The sequence below is a fragment of the Microbulbifer sp. NBRC 101763 genome (assembly GCF_040371615.1).
Lineage (GTDB): Bacteria > Pseudomonadota > Gammaproteobacteria > Pseudomonadales > Cellvibrionaceae > Microbulbifer > Microbulbifer variabilis.
Genome location: NZ_BAABQV010000004.1, coordinates 465024 through 489976, shown reverse-complemented (window position 1 = coordinate 489976; position 24953 = coordinate 465024). Strand labels below are relative to the sequence as shown.

The 24953-nt window shown below is 48.8% G+C and carries 25 protein-coding genes; 12 read left to right on the top strand and 13 right to left on the bottom strand.

Features of this window, described 5'->3' with window-relative positions:
- Positions 1–426 precede the first annotated feature (426 nt).
- Positions 427–615, top strand: a complete 189-nt coding sequence (gene csrA / locus ABWV76_RS12735; RefSeq protein WP_353376123.1) for a carbon storage regulator CsrA — start codon at positions 427–429, stop codon at positions 613–615.
- Positions 616–1001: 386 nt separating this feature from the next.
- Here csrA and ABWV76_RS12730 read toward each other — a convergent pair whose 3' ends face one another.
- The 5 genes from ABWV76_RS12730 to ABWV76_RS12710 form a co-directional block, all read right to left on the bottom strand.
- The gene (locus ABWV76_RS12730; RefSeq protein ID WP_353376122.1) at positions 1002–1388 is read right to left on the bottom strand and encodes a DUF805 domain-containing protein; all 387 of its coding nucleotides are present in this window, start codon (positions 1386–1388) and stop codon (positions 1002–1004) included.
- Between the two features lie 149 nt (positions 1389–1537).
- The gene (locus ABWV76_RS12725; protein ID WP_353376121.1) at positions 1538–1843 is read right to left on the bottom strand and encodes a DUF5076 domain-containing protein; all 306 of its coding nucleotides are present in this window, start codon (positions 1841–1843) and stop codon (positions 1538–1540) included.
- 1104 nt (positions 1844–2947) lie between these two features.
- Positions 2948–3547 carry a dihydrofolate reductase family protein gene (locus ABWV76_RS12720; RefSeq protein ID WP_353376120.1) on the bottom strand — a complete coding sequence of 200 codons (600 nt, stop codon included), beginning with the start codon at positions 3545–3547 and terminating at the stop codon, positions 2948–2950.
- Positions 3548–3596: 49 nt separating this feature from the next.
- Positions 3597–4010 (bottom strand): hypothetical protein, encoded by a 414-nt coding sequence (locus ABWV76_RS12715; RefSeq protein ID WP_353376119.1) that lies wholly within the window; start codon positions 4008–4010, stop codon positions 3597–3599.
- 152 nt (positions 4011–4162) lie between these two features.
- Positions 4163–4429, bottom strand: a complete 267-nt coding sequence (locus ABWV76_RS12710; RefSeq protein ID WP_353376118.1) for a hypothetical protein — start codon at positions 4427–4429, stop codon at positions 4163–4165.
- 2368 nt (positions 4430–6797) lie between these two features.
- Here ABWV76_RS12710 and mutS point away from each other — a divergent pair.
- The 4 genes from mutS (at position 6798) to ABWV76_RS12690 (ending at position 10908) form a co-directional block, all read left to right on the top strand.
- Entirely contained in the window at positions 6798–9449 is a 2652-nt protein-coding gene (gene mutS, locus ABWV76_RS12705) for a DNA mismatch repair protein MutS (RefSeq protein WP_353376117.1), read from the top strand.
- 139 nt (positions 9450–9588) lie between these two features.
- Positions 9589–9912: a ferredoxin FdxA gene (gene fdxA, locus ABWV76_RS12700; RefSeq protein ID WP_020411359.1), complete on the top strand. Its 324-nt coding sequence runs from the start codon at positions 9589–9591 to the stop codon at positions 9910–9912.
- A gap of 68 nt (positions 9913–9980) precedes the next feature.
- Positions 9981–10649, top strand: coding sequence for a polysaccharide deacetylase family protein (locus ABWV76_RS12695; RefSeq protein ID WP_353376116.1), 669 nt, complete (start codon positions 9981–9983; stop codon positions 10647–10649).
- Between the two features lie 91 nt (positions 10650–10740).
- Positions 10741–10908, top strand: a complete 168-nt coding sequence (locus ABWV76_RS12690) for a DUF1328 domain-containing protein (protein ID WP_020411361.1) — start codon at positions 10741–10743, stop codon at positions 10906–10908.
- A gap of 55 nt (positions 10909–10963) precedes the next feature.
- Here the strand turns inward: ABWV76_RS12690 and ABWV76_RS12685 are convergent, their stop codons facing one another.
- Entirely contained in the window at positions 10964–11506 is a 543-nt protein-coding gene (locus ABWV76_RS12685; protein ID WP_020411362.1) for a carboxymuconolactone decarboxylase family protein, read from the bottom strand.
- Positions 11507–11604: 98 nt separating this feature from the next.
- Between ABWV76_RS12685 and dinB the strand changes: the two genes are divergently transcribed.
- From dinB to ABWV76_RS12660, 5 genes are all read left to right on the top strand, one after another.
- A complete protein-coding gene (gene dinB / locus ABWV76_RS12680; RefSeq protein ID WP_026304883.1) occupies positions 11605–12681 on the top strand; it encodes a DNA polymerase IV in 1077 nt (358 codons plus the stop codon).
- 308 nt (positions 12682–12989) lie between these two features.
- Complete coding sequence (locus ABWV76_RS12675; protein WP_020411364.1) at positions 12990–13517, top strand: RNA polymerase sigma factor; 528 nt, start codon at positions 12990–12992, stop codon at positions 13515–13517.
- Between the two features lie 13 nt (positions 13518–13530).
- The gene (locus tag ABWV76_RS12670) at positions 13531–13980 is read left to right on the top strand and encodes a hypothetical protein (protein WP_353376115.1); all 450 of its coding nucleotides are present in this window, start codon (positions 13531–13533) and stop codon (positions 13978–13980) included.
- Positions 13981–14105: 125 nt separating this feature from the next.
- Positions 14106–14684: a hypothetical protein gene (locus ABWV76_RS12665; protein WP_157533296.1), complete on the top strand. Its 579-nt coding sequence runs from the start codon at positions 14106–14108 to the stop codon at positions 14682–14684.
- Positions 14685–14798: 114 nt separating this feature from the next.
- On the top strand, positions 14799–15017 hold the full coding sequence (locus tag ABWV76_RS12660) for a hypothetical protein (RefSeq protein ID WP_353376114.1): 219 nt from the start codon (positions 14799–14801) through the stop codon (positions 15015–15017).
- Between the two features lie 23 nt (positions 15018–15040).
- Here ABWV76_RS12660 and ABWV76_RS12655 read toward each other — a convergent pair whose 3' ends face one another.
- The 6 genes from ABWV76_RS12655 to ABWV76_RS12630 form a co-directional block, all read right to left on the bottom strand.
- The gene (locus ABWV76_RS12655; RefSeq protein ID WP_353376113.1) at positions 15041–15502 is read right to left on the bottom strand and encodes a MaoC family dehydratase; all 462 of its coding nucleotides are present in this window, start codon (positions 15500–15502) and stop codon (positions 15041–15043) included.
- Positions 15503–15596: 94 nt separating this feature from the next.
- Complete coding sequence (locus ABWV76_RS12650) at positions 15597–16373, bottom strand: SDR family NAD(P)-dependent oxidoreductase (protein WP_353376112.1); 777 nt, start codon at positions 16371–16373, stop codon at positions 15597–15599.
- A 1-nt stretch (position 16374) separates the two neighbouring features.
- Positions 16375–17151, bottom strand: coding sequence for an SDR family oxidoreductase (locus ABWV76_RS12645; RefSeq protein ID WP_020411370.1), 777 nt, complete (start codon positions 17149–17151; stop codon positions 16375–16377).
- Between the two features lie 58 nt (positions 17152–17209).
- Positions 17210–18265, bottom strand: coding sequence for a phosphotransferase (locus tag ABWV76_RS12640; RefSeq protein WP_353376111.1), 1056 nt, complete (start codon positions 18263–18265; stop codon positions 17210–17212).
- Positions 18258–19490, bottom strand: coding sequence for an acyl-CoA dehydrogenase family protein (locus ABWV76_RS12635; protein WP_353376110.1), 1233 nt, complete (start codon positions 19488–19490; stop codon positions 18258–18260). The genes ABWV76_RS12640 and ABWV76_RS12635 overlap by 8 nt, the downstream gene beginning before the upstream one ends.
- Before the next feature lie 35 nt (positions 19491–19525).
- Complete coding sequence (locus ABWV76_RS12630) at positions 19526–20203, bottom strand: histidine phosphatase family protein (RefSeq protein WP_353376109.1); 678 nt, start codon at positions 20201–20203, stop codon at positions 19526–19528.
- A 108-nt stretch (positions 20204–20311) separates the two neighbouring features.
- Between ABWV76_RS12630 and ABWV76_RS12625 the strand changes: the two genes are divergently transcribed.
- Together ABWV76_RS12625 and ABWV76_RS12620 are read left to right on the top strand one after the other, a co-directional pair.
- Positions 20312–21205: a LysR family transcriptional regulator gene (locus ABWV76_RS12625; RefSeq protein ID WP_353376108.1), complete on the top strand. Its 894-nt coding sequence runs from the start codon at positions 20312–20314 to the stop codon at positions 21203–21205.
- 212 nt (positions 21206–21417) lie between these two features.
- Positions 21418–23454, top strand: coding sequence for an oxidoreductase (locus tag ABWV76_RS12620; RefSeq protein ID WP_353376107.1), 2037 nt, complete (start codon positions 21418–21420; stop codon positions 23452–23454).
- A 152-nt stretch (positions 23455–23606) separates the two neighbouring features.
- On the opposite strand, the gene ABWV76_RS12615 is transcribed toward ABWV76_RS12620, so the two are convergent.
- A complete protein-coding gene (locus ABWV76_RS12615; RefSeq protein WP_353376106.1) occupies positions 23607–24878 on the bottom strand; it encodes an MDR family MFS transporter in 1272 nt (423 codons plus the stop codon).
- Between the last annotated feature and the right edge of the window lie 75 nt (positions 24879–24953).

The window sequence follows — 24953 nt, the reverse complement described above, 5'->3', positions numbered from 1 at the left end:
TAGCCTTTTATCAATATTGTAAGCTGTAATTGAACAGGCTTCTGCAGGCCAACAGCTTAAGAACTGCATTAGAACCCAAATTTCTAAGAGCCCCATCCCCTCAAGAGGAGAACGGTAGAGTGACGTAAGAGTAGATGAAAGGCACTGATCCAAGGTACAACACCAGGGGCCAGCTAACCAAATTGATAGAACAAGTATCAAGATGGTTATATGGATAATACGCTAGAAACCCACTCGTCTTCAATAAAGTCGAGTACATTCAGCAGCTTGGAGCGACGCCCTAAGCTCTGGGAGTGTTGCATCCGTCTTTTCTTCTTTTACGCCTATCGTTCTCCTGCACCACCTCTTATTTCCTTCATGTACTACTTTCTAAACTTTCTCACCAAAGAATGCCCCTCATGAATTGAGTATCATTAGGAAATGAATATGCTGATCTTAAAGCGCCGGACAAGCGAAAACCTACGGATTGGGACAAGTGTCACTGTTACAGTATTGGAGGTTAAGGGTAATCAAGTAAAGAAAGGAATACATGCCCCCAAGTCTTTGGCCGTACACCGCGAAGAAATTTTTATGCGGATTCAAAAGAAGCGAAAAGCCGGCAAAAAAAATTTCTGAGGAGCGGATTCTCTCAACAGAAAGCGCCCGTAGTGAACCCATACTTCCTTGCAAGGCCATTTAGCCTAGCATTGAGGAGGTCATGACACTATTTAATAGTGCAAGCCCTAGAGGGGCAAAAAAGCCAAGTGTTAAGCATCTGGGAATCCACTCCGAAATAAAGATCGTCTCCATAAAGGCCTGAAAACCCAAAAGGCTTGCTATCCTCAGAATTAAGAACTCAACCAGAATAAATTTTTCCGTTTTAAACGCCGTATATTTTTAGCTAAAAACTCATGATTCACGAATAAAACCCCGGAAGAATTGGATCTGTTGAGTACTCGTGTGTCACGCAGCACAAAACCGTCGAAATGTAACTGACTGGCAGTAAACTTAGCATGCGGCACTTACTTTCGGCAAATTGATTTCCCGTATTTATTATCTTTAAAATCACCGATTGTGGTTCCACACTCCAACAATATCCAAATCCAGCCGATTACAGGCCAAAATTGAATTAATCCCCACCAGCCTCTCTTGCCAATATCGTGATACCTTTTGGCCGTAACAGCCAATAGTGGCCAAAGAAGAACGACAAATAAGCTCAAAGCAGCATTTATGCTTACATCGACCAACAATATCGGCATTAGAGAGATTGGTAAAAAAGCCAGCAAAAATTGCCTTCTTGCGATTCTACCATCAAAGCTAAAAAGCAAAGCTTTAATAGAAACTGATCTAGGGCTATCAAGAGTAACTAATTTTACCCTTTCAATGGGAGAACGACCTAAAATTTCCATTGATTCCTCTTTACTATTAACATCCGCACTAGCAGCTTTATTGAAGTCCAGCGGAAATATGTGATCTTTCTCCTATAAAACGGGGCAAGATCACAATCCGCTGCTGGCCCTTGTTAGCTACGTTTAAAGATCACTCCATGATTTTTCATCTATTCCTTAAGATAACCACCCCGAACATCAGAAGTAGATAAATCCAGTTCATTGTTAAGAGCTTCAACTATATCAACTATAACATCATAGCCATCAACGTTTTTGCTTTCTGAGATTGCGCTTGCAAGGTGTTTTATAGTATCTGCCAAGAATATCCCCCAGGCCTTTTCCTCTTGAAATTCATGGTTACGGAAAAGATGTGGATTGATAGAAGTCCATTGAGCGCCATTGGCGACAAAAGCTCGAATTAATTCAACCGAATTTTCATCCTGAACCGCTGCAGGAGGTATTTCTAATTCATTCATAACATTCCTGATATGTACTACTACCACGGCAATTATCGGCCAGTCAAGCAGCGCTTGGCAAGACCTTGCTGCCAAAACCAGCAGTCTGGATAGATTGCTTTATTATACTCTTTTCCACTCATACCACAGATAGTGATACCCTTGGATCTCTCTGACAACGTAGCGCTGAGAACAGCTACTGCACTGAACACAGTAATGCTTTTCTTATAGATCTTTCGAACTTCAGAACTTTCGACAGAAATATTTTCAGAATCTTTTTCTGGCTAGAACAGCTAATCGGCTGGATAAAACTGACAAATACGCCCCTGATCCACTGAAACGAACTCTATTTTTTATGGCGAATAATAGATGATGCTCATTCGATATAAAAGCACCACCAGCTCGACTATTGACGCATGCCTCCTAAAATCGTTCAAATATGGCGACAAGGCCATTATCCTTGACAAATCTCAAGATGCTTTTATCTCAAAAGCAGCATCTCTTACTTTTGATACACCATAAGAAAGAAGCCTATTTAACCACGGATCTTTTCGCAAAAAATTAAACAATCTTTTCACCTACCTAAAAGCATTACGCCCGGTACATCGACGACCAAAACAAAGCGAAGCGAAGCGACGTATAGTCCGTCTGGACTAACGCTTTCACTGAGTGTAGGTACTGCTGTTTTTTTCAATGGATGGCTCAACTTACGAAGCCATTTATAAAATAAAAAACACAGCTATGGGGATAGGGTATATAAATCCCATATAAATTTGTTCGATGGCTTCAGGTGAATTTAGCTATTGACGAAATTTATTCATTTCATCCAGTTACTTTAGGTTAGGGGGAAACTCGCTTAACCTCTTTCCTCTGTGACGAAACAAGGCACTGCATATAGGCTAAAGTAAGAAGAATACTGACATACCCTATTCTACCGCAATAAGTTTCTCGGCGTTTTACCAATTATTAACGATCTCCGCTTGATAAAAATAGTTTACTGTTAATAGTTACCCATTTGCACATAGTGGAACCAGTATTTTGGTATAGATGTGGTTGATTATATTTATACACTTAACATCTCGCATCAACGGCCATGTAAGTAATGTGTCCGCTTGCATGCACTTATTATACAGCACCGCCATCTAGTGATTGATAGAAGTGCATAAAAGCACCTGAAGGACAGGTCGCAAATTTGATGAGTTTGTATTTTGACGAAATGTCACCGTTTTCAAATAAGCGTTTTCCTTCTCCAACAACTACTGGGAACGTCCAAAGTCTAAGCTCATCTACCAGATTATGCTTGAGAAGTGACTGCACCAACTGCCAACTTCCGTGAACCTGTAGTAGTGGTCCTTCCATTTCTTTAATTTTGGCAACCTCTTCGGCCGCATCCGAGCCCCTTAGCTTAATTGAATTATTCCATGTAAGATCATCAGTCCTTGATGTCACGACGTATTTTTTTGCCTGATTAAGTTTTTCCGCAGCTGGATTACCTGGTTCAACATTTGCAAAATTCGAGGCAAACAAATTGTAGGTATTGCGTCCTAATAGCAGATCATACGGTTCCGCCATTGCCTCCTTTCCAACCTGCTCCATGACTTCATCCCAATAATCCTTGGCCCAGCCTCCATGACTGAAACCGCCTGAAAAGTCTTCCTCAGGTATGCTCGGTGCCTGCATTACGCCGTCAAGCGTTTGAAATATCAGTATGGCCAGATTTCTCATTGGTTGATTCTCACGAAGAGTCAAATCTTTTGGGTCGTATAACGCCAAGCTAAGCGGTGCCCTTTACGGCACCCTTGCTTGAAAGTCTGATTAGCCTTTTAAGGTGGCATCTAGCACCGTAGTAGAAAAATGGTGGCGCTAGAAAGCCAGACAATAAAATATACCATACCGGCACCTCACGTGCTGGGAAAAACGCTAACACTAACATTATTGAAGAGACGATAAGAGGGTTAAGCAATTTACCTTTTCGGGATATTTTAGAGATTATAAAGCCCGACCAGAAGTAGCTAGAGATACATGCTAAAAATAAAATAATCAGCTCTTCAGTGGTGTATGGAGCGTCGTATGGCTGGGAACCAAATAGTAAAATTTTAATAAACGTTGAAATTACAGCTATAACGACAACACCAAGCAGCCCAAGAAAACCGCCCAAGAAAATTCCTTTTAGATCTATATTATTCATGAAATTCCCAGAAGAAGCTAACGCCCGCAATAGGGGTAAACAATGCTGTGTGAAATTGGGAGTGTACCGACCTGCACAAAATATGCACAGCGTTGGGCGTCCCGCTAAGGCCCGCAACGCCATAGCAAACTGCTTACGCTTGTTATACATCTCTAGCTTACCGAACCCGGGAAAAACTCAATTGCACAACCATCTCTCTCTAAAATATAGCCATCCATATAATAGCCACGGAGTGACTCTTTAAAGAAATAGATTTTATCGCCAAACTTCAGCTTTTCCTTGACGTCTACAAGAAGTTTGGATTCTGAAATAGGATCAAGACCTAATTCTTTTCTCCTTTTATTTATATGCGTCTTAATTTCAGAAACTAGTAACGGCCCAAATATCTCCACACCTTCATTAGAATACAAGTCCTCCATAGATGGACTTTCCTTGGCGCAAGCGAATACTAAATTTTTTGCGCTACATATGGAAAAAAGTACTGCGGAGAAAATTGTCTTATTCATAAGGTATAATGATCAGATTTTGAGTAGCCGAAATGCGGTGTAGACTGCCCCTGCCATGTGAAGCATGGCGACAACAGCGCTTTGTTATGTGTTTTTGGCATGTTCCCTGCTCAGCACTTTAATGAGTATTATTGTTGATAGTACTAGGGCGAATGATAAGGCTATGCCCCATGTAACCCAGAATGCTACGTATTGGAACCCGCGATTATTTGCATACAAATCTGGAGACGGATTCCTAGCCAATTATTCCATCATTATGGAAGCATATATTTCGTCTAGAAAATGGATACCAACTGTTCCCAGAATAATATATACCGCAACATAGATGCGCCTGCCCTTCTTACTCATTCTTACCTCGAGTTACACATAACGCCACCGGCAGGGGCAGCTTATCTTGTGCACTTTTTGCGCAAAAAGGGAGCGTAGCAACCCATGCAAAATATGCACAAGGTAAGCTACGCCACGGAGGGCCGAAAGCCAGGAGCTTTATTGCCTGGCGTTGTTAACTATGATGCAGGATGTAGTACCCAACAGCCCATAACAGTGCCACATTCAGAACGCCGATCACATAGCCAAAAACTCTAATATTCTTTTCTTTCATACAGCTTTGAAAATAGCCGACAGTTAACCCTAAATAAACCACTGGGAGTGCCACTGTCATAATAAACCATACAATTTTGTATGCATTATAGTCAAAGCTATCTAGGGTCTTCTTGATTTTGGGAAATCGCTCTTTTCTCTCCTTCGATCCTAGAATCGTAGGAATGAGACTTCCGTAGCCTATTAAAAATAATAGAAGCTACAACATGAACATTAATACTACCAATATTTCTTTCACGGCTTTTGCAGTTAACTCCGCGATAATCGGAACAGCATGCGAAGCGTGGTGTGTCCGGTGGAAGTCCGTAGGGCTGGAACGAAATTCATCACCTTGTTATGCCTTAAACAAGTCTTTGATAAAACTTACCGGAGACTTTTTACTTACCACCAGATCAGAAATAGCTTTGACAAATAACTCCTTATCAGAAGCGGGTCCTGGTCCATGATTTGCTCTGCTATCTTTCGATCGTTCCGTAAGCATTGTGCCGACCTCACCATTCATTGGGTTAACGAAATATTCCAAACTGAAACATCTATAAATCTCACTACCCTTTGGCTTTACCAGGCCTGGTAATAGGTTTCGATTCTGAGCAGGCATAGGTAGATTAATTGTTGTTAGCTCCACCCTTTTTTCAATCTCATCAACGAAAACATCGATTTTTTTCTTGATATAAATTCATTTTCCGGAAACTTTTCTGCAAAACTATCCCAAGCATTAGAAAACACACTTCAACCATTCCTATCTATAGCCGCCACAAAATTTTCAATTGCATCACTAAATATTACTTTCGGAAGTAGTATTCTAGTCAAGCAATAATGATGCTCTTTGTTCTCAGTTATTCCACTCTTTAGTTCTTAACCTCTGAGAGACATAGCAGCCAATTCAAAAGCAGCCTCTATATAATTCTACCGTCTTAAATCAAAGTCCGCTTAAAAAGCCAACAAAATCAAAAAGTTACATCAAGTGTCACGAAATCAAACAGGTAGACATATAGCAGCGCCTTTATACTTCCAAGCTTTCTCTGCTTTGTATCATTTTTCAGTTCCCTTAAATATCAACAAGTTCGAAAATTTCCTCATGAAGTAGGAGAAGCTTCTCTAGAACTTTGATATACGAAGTGGGATTTAGCTATCAGCACTGTATTTTCCTAACTTGATTACGTACATGCGTCCTAGTTGAAAGTGCGCTACCAATAATTTTCTTTGTGCACCACTATGAAGAATCAGGAGTTACATAGATACCTAGCCTTACATCTTCTTAACTGCCAGGCCCTCCTATGAGTAACATCACACTCTTAAGAGCAAAGAGGTCTTACCTCAAAGTCAAAACACCGTATTTCCCTATCAAAGCTTTGCTCTTTAATACACTCGTTTGCTACAAACCATTCCTCTTGCGGTTGATCAGCCATCCATAGTGGTTTGCCCCTCACTCTGCTATTCTGCGCCCCCTATAAAAGAAGCCCTTCGAACTCTGGGCTGGGCTTCCCGTCCAGACCTGCCAAGATTGCGCGCTTCAGGAACATCAGGTTTGGGCTTTCCGTTCAATTTTTGATCGAACGCTTCTGCTTTTTATGCCCTAGAACAAACCTGCCCCCTACCCCAGTATGAGCTAGCCGTATCTCTTGCGGGGCTCTCGGGGTTTGCGAACACTTTTGTAATTTACTGATTTTCTTAGAGAAAAATGCCAAAAACCGCAAGCAAAACCAAACCCGCGAAGCCCGAACACACTCCCATGATGCAACAATACATGCGCATCAAAGCCCAGCACCCCCAGGAGCTGGTGTTCTACCGTATGGGGGACTTTTACGAGCTGTTCTTTGATGATGCCAAGAAGGCTGCAGAACTGTTAGATGTCACCCTTACAGCACGAGGCAAATCAGGCGGTGAGCCAATCCCCATGGCAGGCATTCCTTACCATGCCGCAGAAGGATATTTAGCGCGTTTGATCAAGGCTGGTGTATCTGTAGCGATTTGTGAGCAGATTGGCGATCCAGCCACCAGCAAGGGACCCGTTGAGCGGCAAGTAGTAAGGATTGTCACCCCTGGTACCGTCACTGATGAAGCTCTCCTCAATGACCGTCGCGATAACCTGTTGGCTGCCATCTCTCACTTAGGTGATGGTTTTGGCCTGGCACTATTAGACTTGGCCACTGGCCGCTTTGTGGTGCAAGAGACCGATACCCTTGAGGCTCTTGCTGAACAGGTTCAACGGCATAATCCCGCAGAACTTCTAGCTCCAGAAGATCTCACTTTGCCGGCGGAGATTGAGCGCCGCACCGGTTTGCGCCGCCGCGCCCCCTGGGAATTCGAATTGGAAACTGCCCTGCGCCTGCTGAATCAGCAATTTGGCACCATGAATCTGGAAGCCTTCGGCTGCAGCCATATGCACGGTGCGGTAGTCGCCGCTGGTTGCCTACTGCAATATGCGCGGGATACCCAGCGTACCGAACTTCCCCATATTCGCGGCCTGCTCACCGAAAGCGGCGATGAAACAGTTGCCTTGGACGGTGCCAGCCGCCGCAACCTGGAAATCGACCTAAACCTCAACGGCGGCGATGACAATACCCTGCTGTCAGTTTTTGATAGCTGCAAAACCGCAATGGGTAGCCGTTTACTACGCCGTTGGTTAAATAACCCTCTGCGCCAGCTCACTACACTGCGCAACCGCCAGGATGCTATTGCGGCCCTGATTGCTGATTATGGTTTTGAACCACTGCGTGATGCCCTGAAACCTGTGGGGGATATGGAGCGTATCCTGGGTCGCTTGGCATTGCGCTCTGCACGCCCCCGCGACTTGGCACGCCTAGGCCAATCCCTGGCACAGTTCCCCGAAATTCAGGGGCAGTTAGAAGATTCAGGTGCCACGCTGCTTAGAGAGTTATGCAGCCAGGTCGGTGAATGGCCAGAGACCGTGGCGCTTCTGCAAAAAGCCATTATCGAAAACCCGCCTGTCGTAATACGCGATGGCGGGGTTATCGCCACCGGCTATGACGAAGATTTAGATGAGCTGCGGGCTATCAGCGAGAACGCCGGGGATTATCTGGTTCAGCTGGAGCAGCGAGAGAAAGAGCGTACAGGCATCCCAACCTTAAAAGTGGGTTACAACCGGGTGCATGGCTACTTTATCGAGATCAGCCGGGGCCAGAGTGACAAAGCGCCAGCCGAATATATCCGCCGCCAGACCCTGAAAAATGCCGAGCGCTTTATTACTCCGGAATTAAAGGAGTTCGAGGACAAGGCACTCTCCGCCAAGAGCCGCGCATTGGCTCGGGAGAAAGCACTTTATGAGGAGCTGATCAATCAGCTAAATAAGTCCCTGGCAGAGCTGCAAGCCGCTGCGGCCGGTATTTCTGAACTGGATGTATTGGCCTGTTTGGCCGAGCGAGCGGACGACTTGCGCCTCTGCCGCCCCGAACTGGGTACCGAGCCGGGTCTGTATATTACCGGCGGGCGCCACCCGGTAGTCGAGCAAGTTTTAGACGAACCCTTCGTAGCCAACGATATCGAGCTTCGCAACGACCGACGCATGCTGGTCATTACCGGTCCAAACATGGGTGGTAAATCTACCTATATGCGCCAAACTGCGCTGATTGCACTGCTGGCCCACTGCGGCAGCTATGTACCCGCAGACAGCGCCCAGATCGGTCTACTGGATCGTATCTTCACCCGTATCGGCAGCGCCGATGACCTGGCCGGTGGCCGCTCTACCTTTATGGTAGAGATGACCGAGACAGCTAATATCCTGCGTAATGCCAGCGAGCACAGCCTGGTGCTGATGGATGAGATTGGCCGCGGCACCAGTACTTACGATGGCCTCTCCCTGGCCTGGGCCTGTGCTCACTATCTGGCAGGGGAAGTACGCGCCTTTACCCTTTTTGCCACTCACTACTTCGAACTGACCGATCTACCCAGCCAATGTGCAGAAGCAGCCAATATCCATTTGGATGCCACTGAGCACGGTGAAGGTATCGTCTTCCTGCACCGCATTCAGGAAGGGCCCGCGTCTAAAAGTTATGGATTGCAGGTCGCCAAGCTGGCGGGTATTCCTGCAGATGTGCTTACCGAAGCCCGCGCCCGCCTGGCAGCATTGGAGGCCGGCGTCCAATCAGTAGATGTTCCGCCTCCTCTCCCCAAACCCGCGCCGGCCCCCAGGCAGGAACCGGAATCAGCGGTAGCTCCAGCGGCTACGGCACCCGGCTCTCCCCAGCAGGTTGACCTGTTCGGCAGCCCCAGCCACCCGGCGGTAGATGCCCTGGAAGGGCTGGACCCGGACGATATGACGCCACGTCAGGCATTGGAAGCACTCTACTCTTTGCGCAAGCTATTGAAGTGAAGACTTGGGCGACAGCTGTCGTCCAACGCAACTTGTTATAAACAGTGAACTAAATCGACTGAAAAGCCACTACAATTCGCGCCAGTAATTGATAAAATCCGCTGCACGAAGAATTCAGTGGCACTATCGAGGGACAAACATGACATTCGTAATTGGGGAAAACTGCATTAAGTGCAAATACACTGACTGTGTAGAGGTTTGCCCGGTAGACTGTTTTTACGAAGGCCCCAACTTCCTGGTTATTCACCCCGACGAGTGTATTGACTGCGCCCTGTGTGAACCGGAGTGTCCCGCCAATGCGATTTTCTCGGAGGATGAAGTTCCTGATGACCAGCAGGAATATATTGAGCTGAACGCTGAGCTCGCTGAAGTCTGGCCCAATATCACTGAGAAAAAAGACCCATTACCAGATGCCGAGGAATGGGATGGTAAGAAGGGTAAGCTCGAGCTTCTCGAGCGATAACAGCCTACAAAAAAGCCGTCACTGACGGCTTTTTTCATTTTTGAGCTTTTATAAAGCAGGATAGCTAAATGAGAATAATAATAACTGCGATTTCAATTATTTATTTAAGCTTTTCTCCAGCCACTTTGGCTAATACTGGGAAGGAAAAACAGATTGCCCTGGCCTTTGGCGAGGGCCCCGTACCCGGGGTAACAGAGTCCCTATTACAGCAACTCGATGCACTCCAAATCAAAGCCACCTTTTTTCCTGTCGGCATGCAAATGGAACAGTTTCCCGAACAAACTCGCGCCATTATTAATGCCGGTCACCAGCTGGGAAATCACGGTTACTCCCACATCAACCTGGCTGAACTACCCCTAAGCAGTGCTAAGGAGGAAATCAAAAAAACCTGTAAATTACTCCAAAGCCATGGTTACCAGGAACGCCCAATGATTATGCCGCCATTTGGCAATATATCCGTTGAGCTCAGTGATTTACTGGAAGAACAGGAGTTCCAGCTGGCTAAATGGGATCTTGAGCCCCGCCTTCATGTCGACATGAGTGAACCTGAGTCAATTGCCGGCTATGTGGCAGAAAACGCTACCGATGGCAGTGTGGTGATGTTGCATCCCATGTATGAACACAGTGAGCAGATTATTGAGGCCCTCCCGCTGATCAGCACTCAACTCCACCAGCAAGGATTTCGTTTTGTTACTCTCGCCCAAATAGCAGAGAGCGAGAAAATCGAAAACTTGTAAGAGACAGCAGACGACATTATCAATAAGGCCAATGGGAGCCGGGTATTGAACTCTGCGGCCCACTCCCGTACTCACATTGGGAGCTATCGCCATGTTGCGCTGGGCCATACTCTTTCTGGTAATTGCCTTGATCGCCGCCTTCTTTGGCTTCAGTGGTATTGCCACCACGGCGACGGAAATCGCTAAAATTCTCTTCTTTATCTTTATTGTGCTGTTCGTACTGGCACTGATATTCGGTAAATCCAGGCCGCCCAAATAGTATTGCCTGACAAGTAGCTCAGGGACTCAGCCAGTCACCCCGGTATGTACCGGGGTTACTTTTGGTGTGGTGTGCGAGTCGGGACCAGACTTAGTACTTCTGCCAGGTGGTTAAAGCCCGAAACCAGTTCCATCACTCCCAATGCTTCAAGCAGCTCATCATCCCTGGCCCCTAGCTTTCGCGCTTCAGCGATCAAGTGCCGGCGATGATCATCGGGGGCACTGTTGGCATTGCGGGCCAGATCGAACAGAGCATGTTCTTTTTCTGAAAAATGCACGTTTTTGGGGTCGGTACGGATGCGCATAATCTCCGCAGCATCCACTCCCAGCATTTGCAAAGACGTACTGTGATGATAGATGCCATAGTCACAATGATTGTCCGCGGAAACAGCAAGCCCGATAGCTTCTTTCAGCTGGGCAGACAGGCAACCGTGCAGCATGACCGCCTTAAACTTGTCCCAATTGGCTTTAAGCAAACCCTCGTGGTGTGCATAAACGCGAAACAGGCTCGGTATGCCGCCCAGCTGATCCTGAATCTCTGCAAAAACCCTGGCCTCCTCGTCACCATCCGGGCTCTCCACCAAAGGGATGCTGCTCATCGTTCACCTACCTGTTAACCTGGCTGTTATTAACTGGCTCCGGCCCCAGCGACACAATTGACTTCCTGGCGCCCTAAAAGACTGTATATAATCACAGCATGCGAAAGATTATCCATTGCGACTGTGATTGTTTTTACGCGTCGGTTGAAATGCGAGACGATCCCAACCTGCGTGGGCGACCGCTGGCTGTAGGAGGTAGCAGTGACCGCCGTGGGGTTATTTCCACCTGCAACTACGAAGCGCGCAGCTATGGGGTGCGCTCCGCTATGCCTACCGCCCAGGCCAAGAAACTCTGCCCTGACTTGATTGTAGTACCCGGTAACATGGCTAAATACCGGGAGGTCAGCGGGCAGATCCGCGAGATATTCCTCGACTACTGCGATGATATTGAACCCTTATCCCTTGATGAGGCCTTCCTGGATGTCACGAATAGTGCTCGCTGCCAGGGCAGCGCCACTCTCATTGCTGAAGAAATCCGCCAGAGGGTAAAAGACAACCTGGGTATCACCATCTCCGCTGGGGTGGCGCCAAACAAGTTCCTGGCCAAGATTGCCAGTGACTGGCGTAAGCCCGACGGCCTCACAGTTATTACCCCCGACGAAGTAGATCAATTTGTTGTGCGCCTGCCGGTTGGCAAAATCCATGGTGTCGGCCGGGTAACCGCTGAAAAAATGCATCGCCAAGGTATTCATACCTGCGCGGATCTGAGACGTTATTCTCAAATCGAGTTAAGTAAACTTTTTGGTAAATTTGGCCGCCGCCTTTATGAACTGAGCCGTGGGATCGACGAGCGCCCGGTTAGTGGTGACGGTGCACGTAAGAGCGTCAGTGTAGAACGTACCTTCAGTGAAGACCTGTGTGAATTTGAGGAATGGCTGGAGCAATTAAGCGCACTTTATATGCGCCTATTGGAACGGGTGGAAAAGCTCGGCGATCGCTACGAAGTTAATGGCGCCACCGTAAAAGTAAAATACGCGGACTTTACCCAGAGTACCCATGAGCGCAGTAGCCGCGCGGGAAGAATCTCTGAGTTTCGGCAGCTGCTACAAGAGTGCTGGGAAAAACGGCCGAACCCTATTCGTCTCCTAGGTGTCGGGCTCAGGCTGACCGACTTACGCGCAGGCAAAGGTCCTGAGCAGCTGCCTTTGCCACTACCAGAATTACTACTTCGATAATTTTTCCACCAGACATAATATTTCTTTTTGCGCCACTTCCCCTTTAAAAAAGGCTTAAAGCGACAATCAACCGCTCATCAAAAACTGGCGTTGGCCGTTACCCGATGTAAAACCGGGTAAGAAACGGACATCTATACTTCGCAAGCCCAAAGACTCTTAGCCAACTTCTAAAAAACCAGAGTCCACCGGTGCCTGAGAAAATATGTAAGACGCTTAAACATACTACAATTTCCATTATCAACGCCGTATAAACCCAGGCTCCAGAAGCCACCAGAGCTCGGATTATCCGCGTACGGAGGCGCGACAACTTGTCCCGCAAAGCATTTCAACATCTGACAGACGAAGCGCTCCTCGATCACTACAAGGAAACGCGTAAAACTGTCGTATTTCACCAACTTTATACGCGCCACAAAGACGCCTTGTATCGCTATTCAATACAAATGGCGCCAGCCTCTTCCGCAAAAATATTACAAGAGCTCTGGCAAAAAATATTGGAAAACCCGCCACAGTTACATGGCAGGCTTTTTCGCAACTGGTTATTTATTCAAATCAACAAAGCTCTGCGTGAACAACAAGCATTGAACGAGCACAAGTCTACTGCAGTCGATTACCGAAAAAGTGCCGTGCTCGTAGCTATCCAGAAACTTCCCTCCTTGCAGCGCAACATTTTGCTTCTCCATATGGAGTGCAAGCTTTCCCTAGCCACTGTCGCAGATATTGAGCAGATATCCCTGAAAAAGTGTCGGGAATACTATCATCGGGCAAAGGAGCAAATTGAGACGCTGGTGTACGGAGTACAACCAAAACCCTGGCAAGTGGAGGTTATAGAAGAGTGATCGAGGTAGAAGCATGAGCAATTGGGAGCACCAATATCGCGAAGAGGTGTCAGCTTTTACCTCCCCGCAGCAACTGGATACCCAGGTATTACAGCAAGCAAAAAGGCTACAGCCGAAAAAAGATATCGGCCGAATACTGTCCAGAGCCTCACTCGGCTGCGCCACCATCGCTGCCATCTTAATGTTGGTGCATCCAGCACAGCACCTGGGAGCCCTGACCCCAAGGATGACCCCAGAAAACGAAAGTCCACAACCCGAATTGGAAATCGCCCGGTGGCAGCCTCCTCAAATAGAGCCTGAAACACAGGAAGACCCCTGGCAGGCATTGAGAAATCAGGTTACAGCGGGAAACTATATTGCTCTATGCCAAGAGTGGCGATCACAACAGAGGACCACAGCAGAACAACCCTTACCTCGTGAGCTGCGCAAATTCGCACAAAAGCGCTGTCGCATCCTGCACTAGCGACAGTCAGTTTTGTGTATTACCGCAGCTCCTATTTGAAATCCGGGTATCGGTTTACCAATCGACTCTACAGATGGAAGTCGTAATTAAGGCAAACCTTTCAAGTGCAGTTTGGCTTTACTGAAATGACCTTGATTGACGAAAAACTCCCCACCGAAAAACCAGGCAAAAATCCAGTATTAAAAAATAGCCTAGCCGTGGCTGGTATCTACGGTGCCGGTGGCCCAAGTGCGGGAGACAACCGAGCACTCAGCGCCCTGATCAATGAAATGGGTGGAAGCATGTTTGGCCCAGGCGAGAAGCGCCGGGCTCGAAAGTATCTTGTCCAAGAGGCTAGGCAGAAAAAAAGCCTGATGCTATTTGGCTATAGCCGCGGAGGTACCTCCGCAATTAAGCTTGCCAATATGCTCGGTCGTGTTGGGGTCACTCTAAATCACTTGGTGGTCTTTGATGCACACAGCATTTTTGATAGTAGGACTTTCCACCTTCTGTATGACAACGTCCTCCAGGCCCACAATTTTTTTCAGAGAAATCCGAGAAGCGCTGGACGTTATGGCTGGTGGGGAAGAAATCCTTACTGGGGGAGCCCGTTGATATCAAATTTTATTCAAGTACAGCAGGTCAACTTTACCGGTGCCTACTATAAGAAAGGGATTCCCGTTTCCCACTTGAATATTGTGCGCCAATCCCTGGCATCTCTATAAATAATGACTGCTGTCAATAAAGTATTGGAAGGCAGGGTCCTAACAGAGCGGACACGCTCACCCAAAGCAGGGCTGGATCTATATCTACTTCGGTTGAATGAACCGGTAATGTCGATGCAAAGTTGGGATCGCATTGCAACTGCCCGGAGTGATCGAAATGGCCGTTTTTCTTTTAATATCAGTGAAGCCGGCCCTTATGAGCTGCGCTGGAAACACGAAGCTGACGCGGTAGAACATGAGCTTCATATAGGTGATTTTGATACAAAAAAACAAATAGAAGTTATTTATTCCAACAAAGAAAGAAAGGTCTTCCCCTGGGCTAAAGACCTTTAATAAAGCTGAGCCCCTACCATTTGTTATTTGGTCAGCTGTAGAAACAAACACTCCGCCACGAATGCCGGCCTGACCTCTCCTTCGATATCCATAGTTGCCTGTAACCTGATCAAAAACTGGCCCTGCTTTTTCTCATTGATATCACAGATTTTTGCCCTTACAGCGACTCGGCTACCGACTTTAACTGGCCGAATAAATCGAACCTTTTCCAGTCCATAGTTTACTACCATATGCATTCCCTCAATCTGAATATCGAGCCTCTCTATAAAATGCGATAGCAGTGACAGAGTGAGGAATCCATGAGCGATAGTCCCCCCAAATGGTGTCTGCATTGCAGCTTCAGGGTCAACATGAATAAATTGCCGATCCAGAGTACATTCAGCAAAATTATTAACGCGCTGCTGATCTATCTCCAACCAGTGAGTGGGTTCAATTTCCAGTCCGATAAACTCACCAATTCTCTCTGGCGGAATTAGGGTAGGCATAGAAGGTTCCTTCTTCTGTGTTTTAGCGGGATTAACAAATCGGGGCAGCTGCAATGAGATTGCGGCTGCCCTCGATATTACTAGCACAAAGGAGCTAGTATGCCGATAAACCGCCATCCACCGCTAGTGCCTGGCCCGTAACATAAGTCATCTTCGGAGAGAGTAGCATCAACATAGCCGCTACCACTTCTTCAGGCTCGCCAAGACGCTTCATCGGACAACCCTCGGCGAGAAAAGCCTGTACCTCTTCCGGGCTGGCCCCAGGGGCCTCCACAGAGGTCACCATAGGCGTCAGGCAATAGAATGGGCAAATGGCATTGACCCGAATGCCATATTTGGCATTTTCCATCGCCGCAGTTTTGGTCAGCCCGATAACCCCATGCTTGGCGGCTGCATATGAGGCAATTTTGGGTGCGCCACCCAGTCCAGCCATAGAGGATACATTGAGCACTACACCGCCACGATCTTTCATTAACGGCAGCTGGTGCTTGAGTCCGAAAAATACGCCCTTCAGGTTTACATTGTACTGGTGGTCCATCATCGCTTCGTCAGTCTGCTTCAGAGACATCATCGGCGGAGCGATACCGGCATTATTTACCGCCATATCCAGGCCGCCGAATTCGGACTCAGCCAGTTGCACGAGAGCAACACAATCCGCTTCAGAGGAAACATCACAGCGTTGAGCGCGCACCTGGATACCATCACTACCCAGGTCATCGGCGAGTTGCATCAGGCCCTCTTCATTGATATCTGCAAGCACCAGGCGCGCTCCACGAGATCCCAATTCTCTAGCCAGCAGCTTGCCAAAACCACTGGCGGCGCCAGTAATTAGGGCAACCTGGTTGCCGAAATCCAATATTGGATCTTGCATTTTAAATTCCCCCACAGGAAGTCATTCCGCCATCCACCACTACACATTCCCCCGTGGTGTAACTGGACGCATCAGAAACTAAGTAGAGCACAGTGCCCGCCATCTCCTCAGGCTCAGCGTGACGATGCATGGGGATATGGCCGATTGCAGTTTTATAAATATCCTCGTGAGTAAAAAGCGCCCCGGCAAACTTGGTTTTGGTCAGCCCAGGCAATAGGGCATTAACACGGATATTGAACTGGGCACATTCCTTGGCAAAGGCTTTGGTCATATTGACTACTGCCGCCTTGGTGATGGAGTAGATCCCCTGGCCCACGCCAGGCTGCAGGGCATTCACGGAGGCAGTATTCACAATCACACCACCACCTTGTTCGCGCATCAACTTGCCCGCCTCCACAGACATAAAGAAATAGCCGCGAATATTCACTTCAACCGTTTTTTCAAATGCCGCAAGATCGGTATCGAGGATATGACCAAAGTAGGGGTTGGTAGCCGCATTGTTGACCAGGATATCCAGCCGCCCGAAGCGCTCGCGAACATCGGAAAATACTTTCTGGATGTCTTCCATATTGCCTATATGGCAGGGCATCGCTTCTGCTTTACCACCGGCATCGACAATCGCATCAGCAACGGCTTGGCAGCCTTCGATTTTCCGGCTGGATACCAATACATGGGCGCCCTGCTCTGCCAGCAGTTTTGCAATTGCCTCACCAATGCCTCGGCTCGCACCGGTTACCAGAGCAATTTTTCCGGTGAGATCAAAAAGACTCTTTGCCATTTTTTATCCTTATCATTTTCCCAAAAGCGAAATAAATTGTATCGAGATGACCTTCTAACTAACTCGCCTCGCTGGCGATGCTCATTGCCGTTTGTGCCAGTGGCGCCACCAGCGCGCCGAGGCTCGCCGCATTGCGATTTGAGGCGTTTCCATCCTGTGCGCGCTTGGCTACTCCCTGGACTATCGCCGCCAGGCGGAAAAAACTAAACGCTAAATAAAAAGGCCAGTGATCAATGCCCTCAATCCCCATACGCTCACAATACTTGGCCACATAAGCCTGCTCCGAGGGAATACCCAGCGAAGCAATATCCATCCCCAATAACCCGGACATCTTGTCGCCCCCAGCAGGCATACGCATTTGCATGCACTGATAGGCAAGATCCGCAAACGGGTGGCCCAAAGTAGAAAGCTCCCAGTCCAGCAGCGCGATAACTTTGGGTTCTTTAGGATGGAAAATCATATTGTCGAGGCGGTAATCACCGTGTACCAGAGCTACCCGACCATCGTCTTCCGGTAGCGCACTGCCAAGCCATTCGATCAACTCTTCCATCGCCGCAATAGACTGTGTCTCGGAAGCCCGATATTGCCCCGTCCAACGCTCCAGCTGCCGCTGAAAATAATTTCCTGGGCGGCCGTAATCAGATAACCCCAAAGAGTCGATGTCGAGACTATGTAAAGCAGCGAGTACTCGATTCATTTCATCGTACATAGCACTGCGCGCAGGGGCGTCCACTTCGGGAATTGAAGCATTCCAGAAGATCCGCCCCTCACAGTATTCCATCAGGTAAAACATGGAACCGATCAAATCCCGGTCTTCACATAAATGAAAAACCTTGGGTACCGGTACATCAGTATCAGCCAAAGCAGACATAACACGGTATTCACGATCCACAGCATGAGCGGATTTCAATAGTTTTCCCGGGGGCTGCCGGCGCAATACATAGGTATTTGAAGGGGTTTCCAGCTTAAAGGTGGGATTGGATTGACCCCCAGAGAATTTACTCACTTTCAGTGGCCCGGAAAAACCTTCAACATTTGCGCTGAGGTATTCGCGCAAATTTTCCAGTGGCAAAGCTTCCACTGAACTACGGGATTCCTTTACTGTTTCAGACATGCTCCTCTCCCTGTGCAGTCTCTATGGCATAACGCGCAGCCAGGTTGCGTCCCAACTGCATCATATGCACTTGGTCCGGTCCATCGGCTAAACGGATAGTGCGCGCGTAAGCATAATGGTGGGCCAAGCTATAGTCCTGGCTCAACCCTGCCGCACCGTGAATCTGGATAGCGCGGTCAATCACCTTGCAGGCCATTTGCGGTGCAACAATTTTAATCATGGCGATCAGGTCTTTGGCCGCTTTATTGCCAAGCCGATCCATTTGCGCTGCAGCTTTTAAAGTTAGCAGACGCGCCTGCTCAATTTCACAGGCAGACTTGGCAATATCCTCCCGCACAGACCCCTGTTTGCTCATGGGGCGACCAAACACAATACGTTTTTCCGCGCGGCTTGCCATCATTTCCAGGGCGCGCTGGGCCTGGCCAATCAGGCGCATGCAATGGTGAATTCTGCCCGGCCCCAAACGTCCCTGAGCTATTTCAAAACCACGCCCTTCTCCGAGAATCAGGTTAGACGCGGGCACCCGCACATTATCAAAGATCACCTCCGCATGACCTTCCGGGGCATCATCGTAACCAAATACCCGCATGGGCCGAATTATTTTTACCCCAGGGGTATCTGTGGGAACCAGGATTTGAGATTGTTGGCGGTGCCGATCCGGATTAGCGGGATCGGTCTTGCCCATCACAATCATGACCTTACAGCGCTTATTCATCAGGCCACTAATATAAAATTTATGACCATTAATCACATATTCATCGCCATCGCGCACGATGGAAGTTTCAATGTTCGTGGCATCGGAAGAGGCTACCTTGGGTTCGGTCATGGCGAATGCCGAGCGAATATTGCCTTCCAGCAATGGCCTCAGCCAGGTTTCCCGTTGCGCTTCCGATCCGTACTGGGTCAGTACTTCCATATTCCCGGTATCCGGGGCGCTGCAATTAAAAACTTCTGAGGCAAATAAGACCTTCCCCATCTCTTCCGCCAAAGGCGCATATTCCAAGTTGGTAAGGCCGGCACCATAGCTGGAGTCGGGTAAGAATAAATTCCACAGCTCAGCCTCCCGGGCCTTTTCTTTTAAAACCTCCATAATAGGGGGCTCGCCCCAGGGATCATCCTGTAACTGCTGTATATAAGTACTCTCAGCAGGATATACATATTCCTGCATAAAGCTTTTGAGCCGCTCCAACAGGCCCTTTACCTTTTCTGAATATTCAAACTCCATGTCTTCTCACCTTTAATTGCGTTGTAGGTTTTAATTCAGCTGTAAGTCACGGAAGTGTGGCGCTCCTCTCTCTCCAAATGAGGCACATGGTTAAAACTGTTCAAGCTAAGGCCCTGCCCTGGGCTAGAGAAAAAACGGGTAGTGCCGGTATTCTGTATCTGCATGTTGAGTTTGATCACCGTCTCGGGAGGACCTCCCAATACCTGCCGCACCATCATGGCAATAGCCCCACCGGAACTGACTACCAGGGTTTTACTGCCTTTGGGGGTATCGCTGATGAAATTCAAAACTTCACGAATGCGATTTTCGAATGCCTGCCAACTCTCTGCAGGAGTAATTTCCCCTGCGGACCAGGCGAGCATGCCCTGCATCAAAAAACGGTAAAAATCGGCACGGGGTGCGTTGGGGCCGGGGGTAGCTGCGGAATTTTTTTCACTGTAAAGACGCGCCACCTCATGGAAATTAAATTCATCCAACTGGGAAACTACCGTCAAGTGGCTGTCTAAATCGATGCCAAGACCTTCGCAAATGCCCACGGTGGTCTGCCGGTGGCGGCGCAGGCTGCCACATAAAATCCGGTCAAATTTCTGGCCAGTCTTCCGCCAGTATTCTCCCAGCCAGCGGGATTGCTGCCAGCCAACATCGGAGAGATTGTCGTAATCATCGGCGCCGAAGGACGCCTGTCCATGGCGCACCACAATTGATTCGGCCACAGCGAGTTCCTCTTTTTATGGAGCTCCAACCCTAGCCCTCTCGTTTGAATCATCAAAGTTTATTATGCGAATATGTGATCATTCACAATGGTTATGAATGGGGCACTTATGCAGCTGCAAAAAATGGATATGAACCTGTTCCTGGTTCTGGAGGCCATTTATAGCGCGGGCAACCTCACCCGTGCGGCTGAACAGTTGCATATCACCCAACCTGCGGTGAGTAATGCTTTGGCACGACTGCGCCGTACCCTGGACGACCCACTATTTATTCGCGGCCCATCCGGCATGACTCCCACCCCCCTTACGGAATCCATTATGCCCAGGGTGCAGCAGGCCCTTTCCCTGCTTGGTACCAGCCTGAATGAACACCGCCAGTTCAACCCCGCCCTGGCACGCAAAACATTGCGACTGTCTATGAACGATATGGCAGAAACCCTGTTGCTACCGCCCCTCTTGGAACGCCTGGAAAAAGAGGCGCCGGGTGTAACAGTAGAGTCATTCCACGTGCCCAGGGATCAGCTGGCAAAAGAACTGGCCGCCAATACGTTGGATTTCGCCCTGGATATTCCTCTGTCAACAGCACCCCAGCTGCAGCAACAGCGCCTGCACCAAGACCGCTATCTCTGTATGTTGCGCAATGGGCACCCCTTGGCCGGGGAGTCAAGCCTGACACTGGATCAATATCTACAGCTGGAACATATCCATGTCTCCAGTAGGCGCACGGGTCCTGGGTTGGCAGATATAGCTCTGAACAAACTGGGGCGGCGACGCAATATCAAACTTCGAGTACAGCACTACCGAGTGGCGCCTTTGGTAGTGTTACGTACCGACTTGGCTCTAACAGTACCGGCGAGTCTGGCCAGTCAATATTCTGCCCGTCTATTCGAGCTGCCCTTCCAAATACCCCTGATGGACTGGCACCTGTTGTGGCACAAAAATCTACACGAAGATCCCGCCAATCGCTGGCTGCGAGAGCAGCTTCTCGCGGTTTTGGCTGTGTAAATAAACAGATGAAAATCCCTTTAAAAACAGACATTTCCGCCAAATGAGAATGGGACGCAAATAGTTTAATAAAACGTCAGGAATTGATCACTGAATTCGACCGGAAAGGTCACTGTTTCACGTCAAAGGCTCTTGTTATCCTGCTGGGCAACGATATGCACTTTTTTGCATATATACATGAACCCCAAAGGTTACAAGAAGAGAATTTTGCCATGTCCCAAGCCTACACTAATATGCTTGCCCCCCTGGACCTGGGCTTCACCACCCTAAAAAACCGGGTGCTGATGGGCTCCATGCACACCAACCTGGAAGAACACCCCGGTGGCTTTACCCGTTTGGCGGCATTCTACGCTGAGCGCGCCCGCGGTGGCGTTGGCCTGATTGTAACGGGGGGTATCGCGCCCAACGAAGAGAGTGGCGTATTTAAGGGTGCCTCTAAAATGAACACCCCGGAAGAGGCGCAACAGCACCGGGAAGTGACCGAGGCCGTTCACGCCGAAGGCGGCAAAATCTGTATGCAGATCCTGCATACAGGCCGCTACGCTTACAACGAAAACCTGATTGCTCCCTCCCCCATCCAGGCTCCGATCAACCCTTTCACTCCGCGCGAGCTGACCAGTGAGGAAATTGAAGGCCAGATCGACGATTACGTACGCTGCGCCACCCTGGCCCGCGAAGCCGGCTACGACGGCGTGGAGATCATGGGCTCCGAGGGTTACTTCATTAACCAGTTCATCGTAAAGCGCACCAACAAGCGTACCGATGAGTGGGGCGGCAGCTTCGAGAACCGTATCCGTCTGCCAATCGAAGTGGTTCGCCGTGTGCGCGAGGCTGTTGGCGAAGACTTTATTATTATCTACCGCCTGTCCATGCTGGACCTGGTGGAAGACGGCAGTGACTTCGACGAAGTAGTGGCCCTGGGCCAGGCTATCGAAAAAGCCGGCGCCACGATTATCAATACCGGTATCGGCTGGCACGAAGCGCGTGTTCCCACTATCGCCACCAATGTACCCCGCGCCGCATTTACCGATATTACTGCCAAGGTGAAACAGCACCTATCTATCCCGGTAGTTGCCAGTAACCGTATCAATGTACCGGAAGTGGCCGAAGAAGTTCTGGCCTCCGGACAGGCCGATATGATCTCCATGGCGCGCCCATTCCTGGCAGATTCCGATTTCGTCAACAAGGCCGCAGAGGGCCGCGCCGATGAAATCAACACCTGCATTGGCTGTAACCAGGCCTGCCTGGATCACACCTTCCAGCTGAAGCTCACCTCCTGCCTGGTCAACCCACGCGCTTGTCATGAGACTGAGCTGAACTACCTGCCTGCCGAAAACGTGAAAAAAGTTGCTGTTATCGGTGCCGGCCCCGCCGGTTTGGCTGCCTCCACTGTTGCCGCCGAGCGCGGACACCAGGTAACCCTGTTTGAAGGCAGCGACAGAGTCGGTGGCCAGTTTAATATCGCCAAGCAGATTCCCGGCAAGGCAGAATTCCAGGAGACCCTGCGCTACTTCAAACGCCACCTGGAAGTGACTGGCGTTGAGGTCAAGCTCAACACTATCGCTACCGAAGAAGACCTGCAGTCTTTTGATGAAGTGATTATCGCCACCGGTATCGAGCCGCGCACTCCACCGATCCCAGGTATTGAGAGCAAAAAGGTGCTGGGTTATCTGGACGTACTGAAGCACAAGAAACCAGTCGGCGAAAAAGTGGCCATTATCGGTGCGGGTGGTATCGGTTTCGACGTGGCGGAATACCTGACTCACGACGGGCCCCACTCCACTGAAGAGGAAGTAGTTGCCAGCGATAAAGAAGAGTTCTTTAGTGAATGGGGTGTGGATATTGAGCTGGAACAGCGCTCTGGCCTGAAACCCCGCGAAGCAGTAAGCACTCCGCGCCAGGTTTACCTGCTCCAGCGCAAAACTACCAAAGTGGGTGCGGGCCTGGGTAAAACCACTGGCTGGATTCACCGTGGCAGCCTGCAACACCGCAAGGTAGAGATGATTGCCGGTGCTCTTTATGACAAAATTGACGATAAAGGACTGCATGTTCGCATAGGTGAAGAAGAGCGACTGCTGGAAGTGGATAACATTATTATCTGCGCCGGCCAGGAACCCGCTCGTAAACTCTATGAAGCGCTACAGGAACGCGGTGTGAAGACCCACCTGATCGGTGGGGCCGACGAAGCCGCAGAACTCGATGCCAAACGCGCTATTGACCAGGGCTCACGCCTCGCAGCAGAGATCTAAAAAATTCCCCGGCAATATTCTTGTCGGGGAATTTCTCTATCAAATCAGAACGGGAAGCTCCATCTGCTTATTACTGGATTTCCCGTTTTTTATGCCTCACAGATACCTTTCTATTTATATATCCGCAAACGTTTTAATTAGGGTGCCTTTTACTATCCAGTGGCTTTGGCACTTTCACCTGAAGAGATTGTCGGCTCTTCCCGTTCCGGCCAGTGTGGGCGGGAGAGGTAAGCTGTTGTGCGATAAAGCACGAATACTACACCGCAAAGCGCGAGCAACATCCAATAAAGCGTCGGTCCACCCCACCACTCTAAAACCACCCCTCCAGCCAGTGGGGCCAAGGCCCAACCGAGAGCGTAAAAGGAAGAGGCCCCAAAATAGGTACCGCGTAAATGCTCAGGCGCCAACCGGTCTATCTGTACACTCATGGTTGGAAAGAGAATCGCTTCAGCCAAACTGAGGACAAAGGTCGCCCCCATCCAGCCCCAAAACCAGTGCACCGGATTGAGGGCAAACCATATTTGTGCCGCGGCTAATATCACCAGCCCGATCATAATTCGCCCATTAATATCCAGCTTGCGCATCAACTGCATAAGTGGAAACTGCAATAATACGATGGTCATTGCGTTCACAAAAATCATGCTGGATATCAGCTCAACCAATCGCGGAGCCTCTGCCCGTGTCAGATATTGCACCAGACTGGAATCCATATGGGCATAGATAAACATCGTGAGGATATTGGCAACAATCACAACCATAAACACCTGATCCCTGCGCAATATCGACAGGGTACTGCCTAAATCGACAGAGCCATCACCATTGCTCTTTGCGAGCTGTCCCGTCTCTGTTTTTGCAAATCCCCAAATAAACGCCAGTGCCAGGAGCAAATAACTGAGAGAAGTTAAGCCAAAGGTGGACTGCTGCGCACTGAGCCCCGCCCATACACCAACAATAGGCCCTAATGCGGCTCCCGCATTAATAAGGAAATAACGCAGCTGCAGGGCCAGCTCACGACTTGCCTGGTTATCCATTAAGTCACCAATCAAGGCGCTTGCTGGCGGCTCCCAAACAGCACGACCGATTGAACAAAGGGTCATTGCCAGAATAAATCCCGGTAATGTCTGGGTTACTGCCAACAGGGCAAAAGAACATAAGTTAATTGCAGAACCCAATAACAGAATATTTCTACGCCCATAACGGTCAGATAGTGCACCCACATAAAAGCCCAGTAAAGCCGCACCAACTGCTGAAGCACTGAGAATTAAACCAATTTCCGCTGCCCCCAACTCAAACTTATTAAAGAGAAGAATGGCCAGAAAAGGCCAAACCATAAAGTAAGTGCCACGGCTAAAAAAACTGCCTATTAATATTATCCAGACCAGAGGAGGAAAACTCCTGAGGTTCTGCCACCAATTCCAACGCATTACCTAATACTCCACATCAATTTCTTCCTTGTTCTCAAATAGCCCTTTCAGGCTCTTTGAACTCCGCGCCAAACA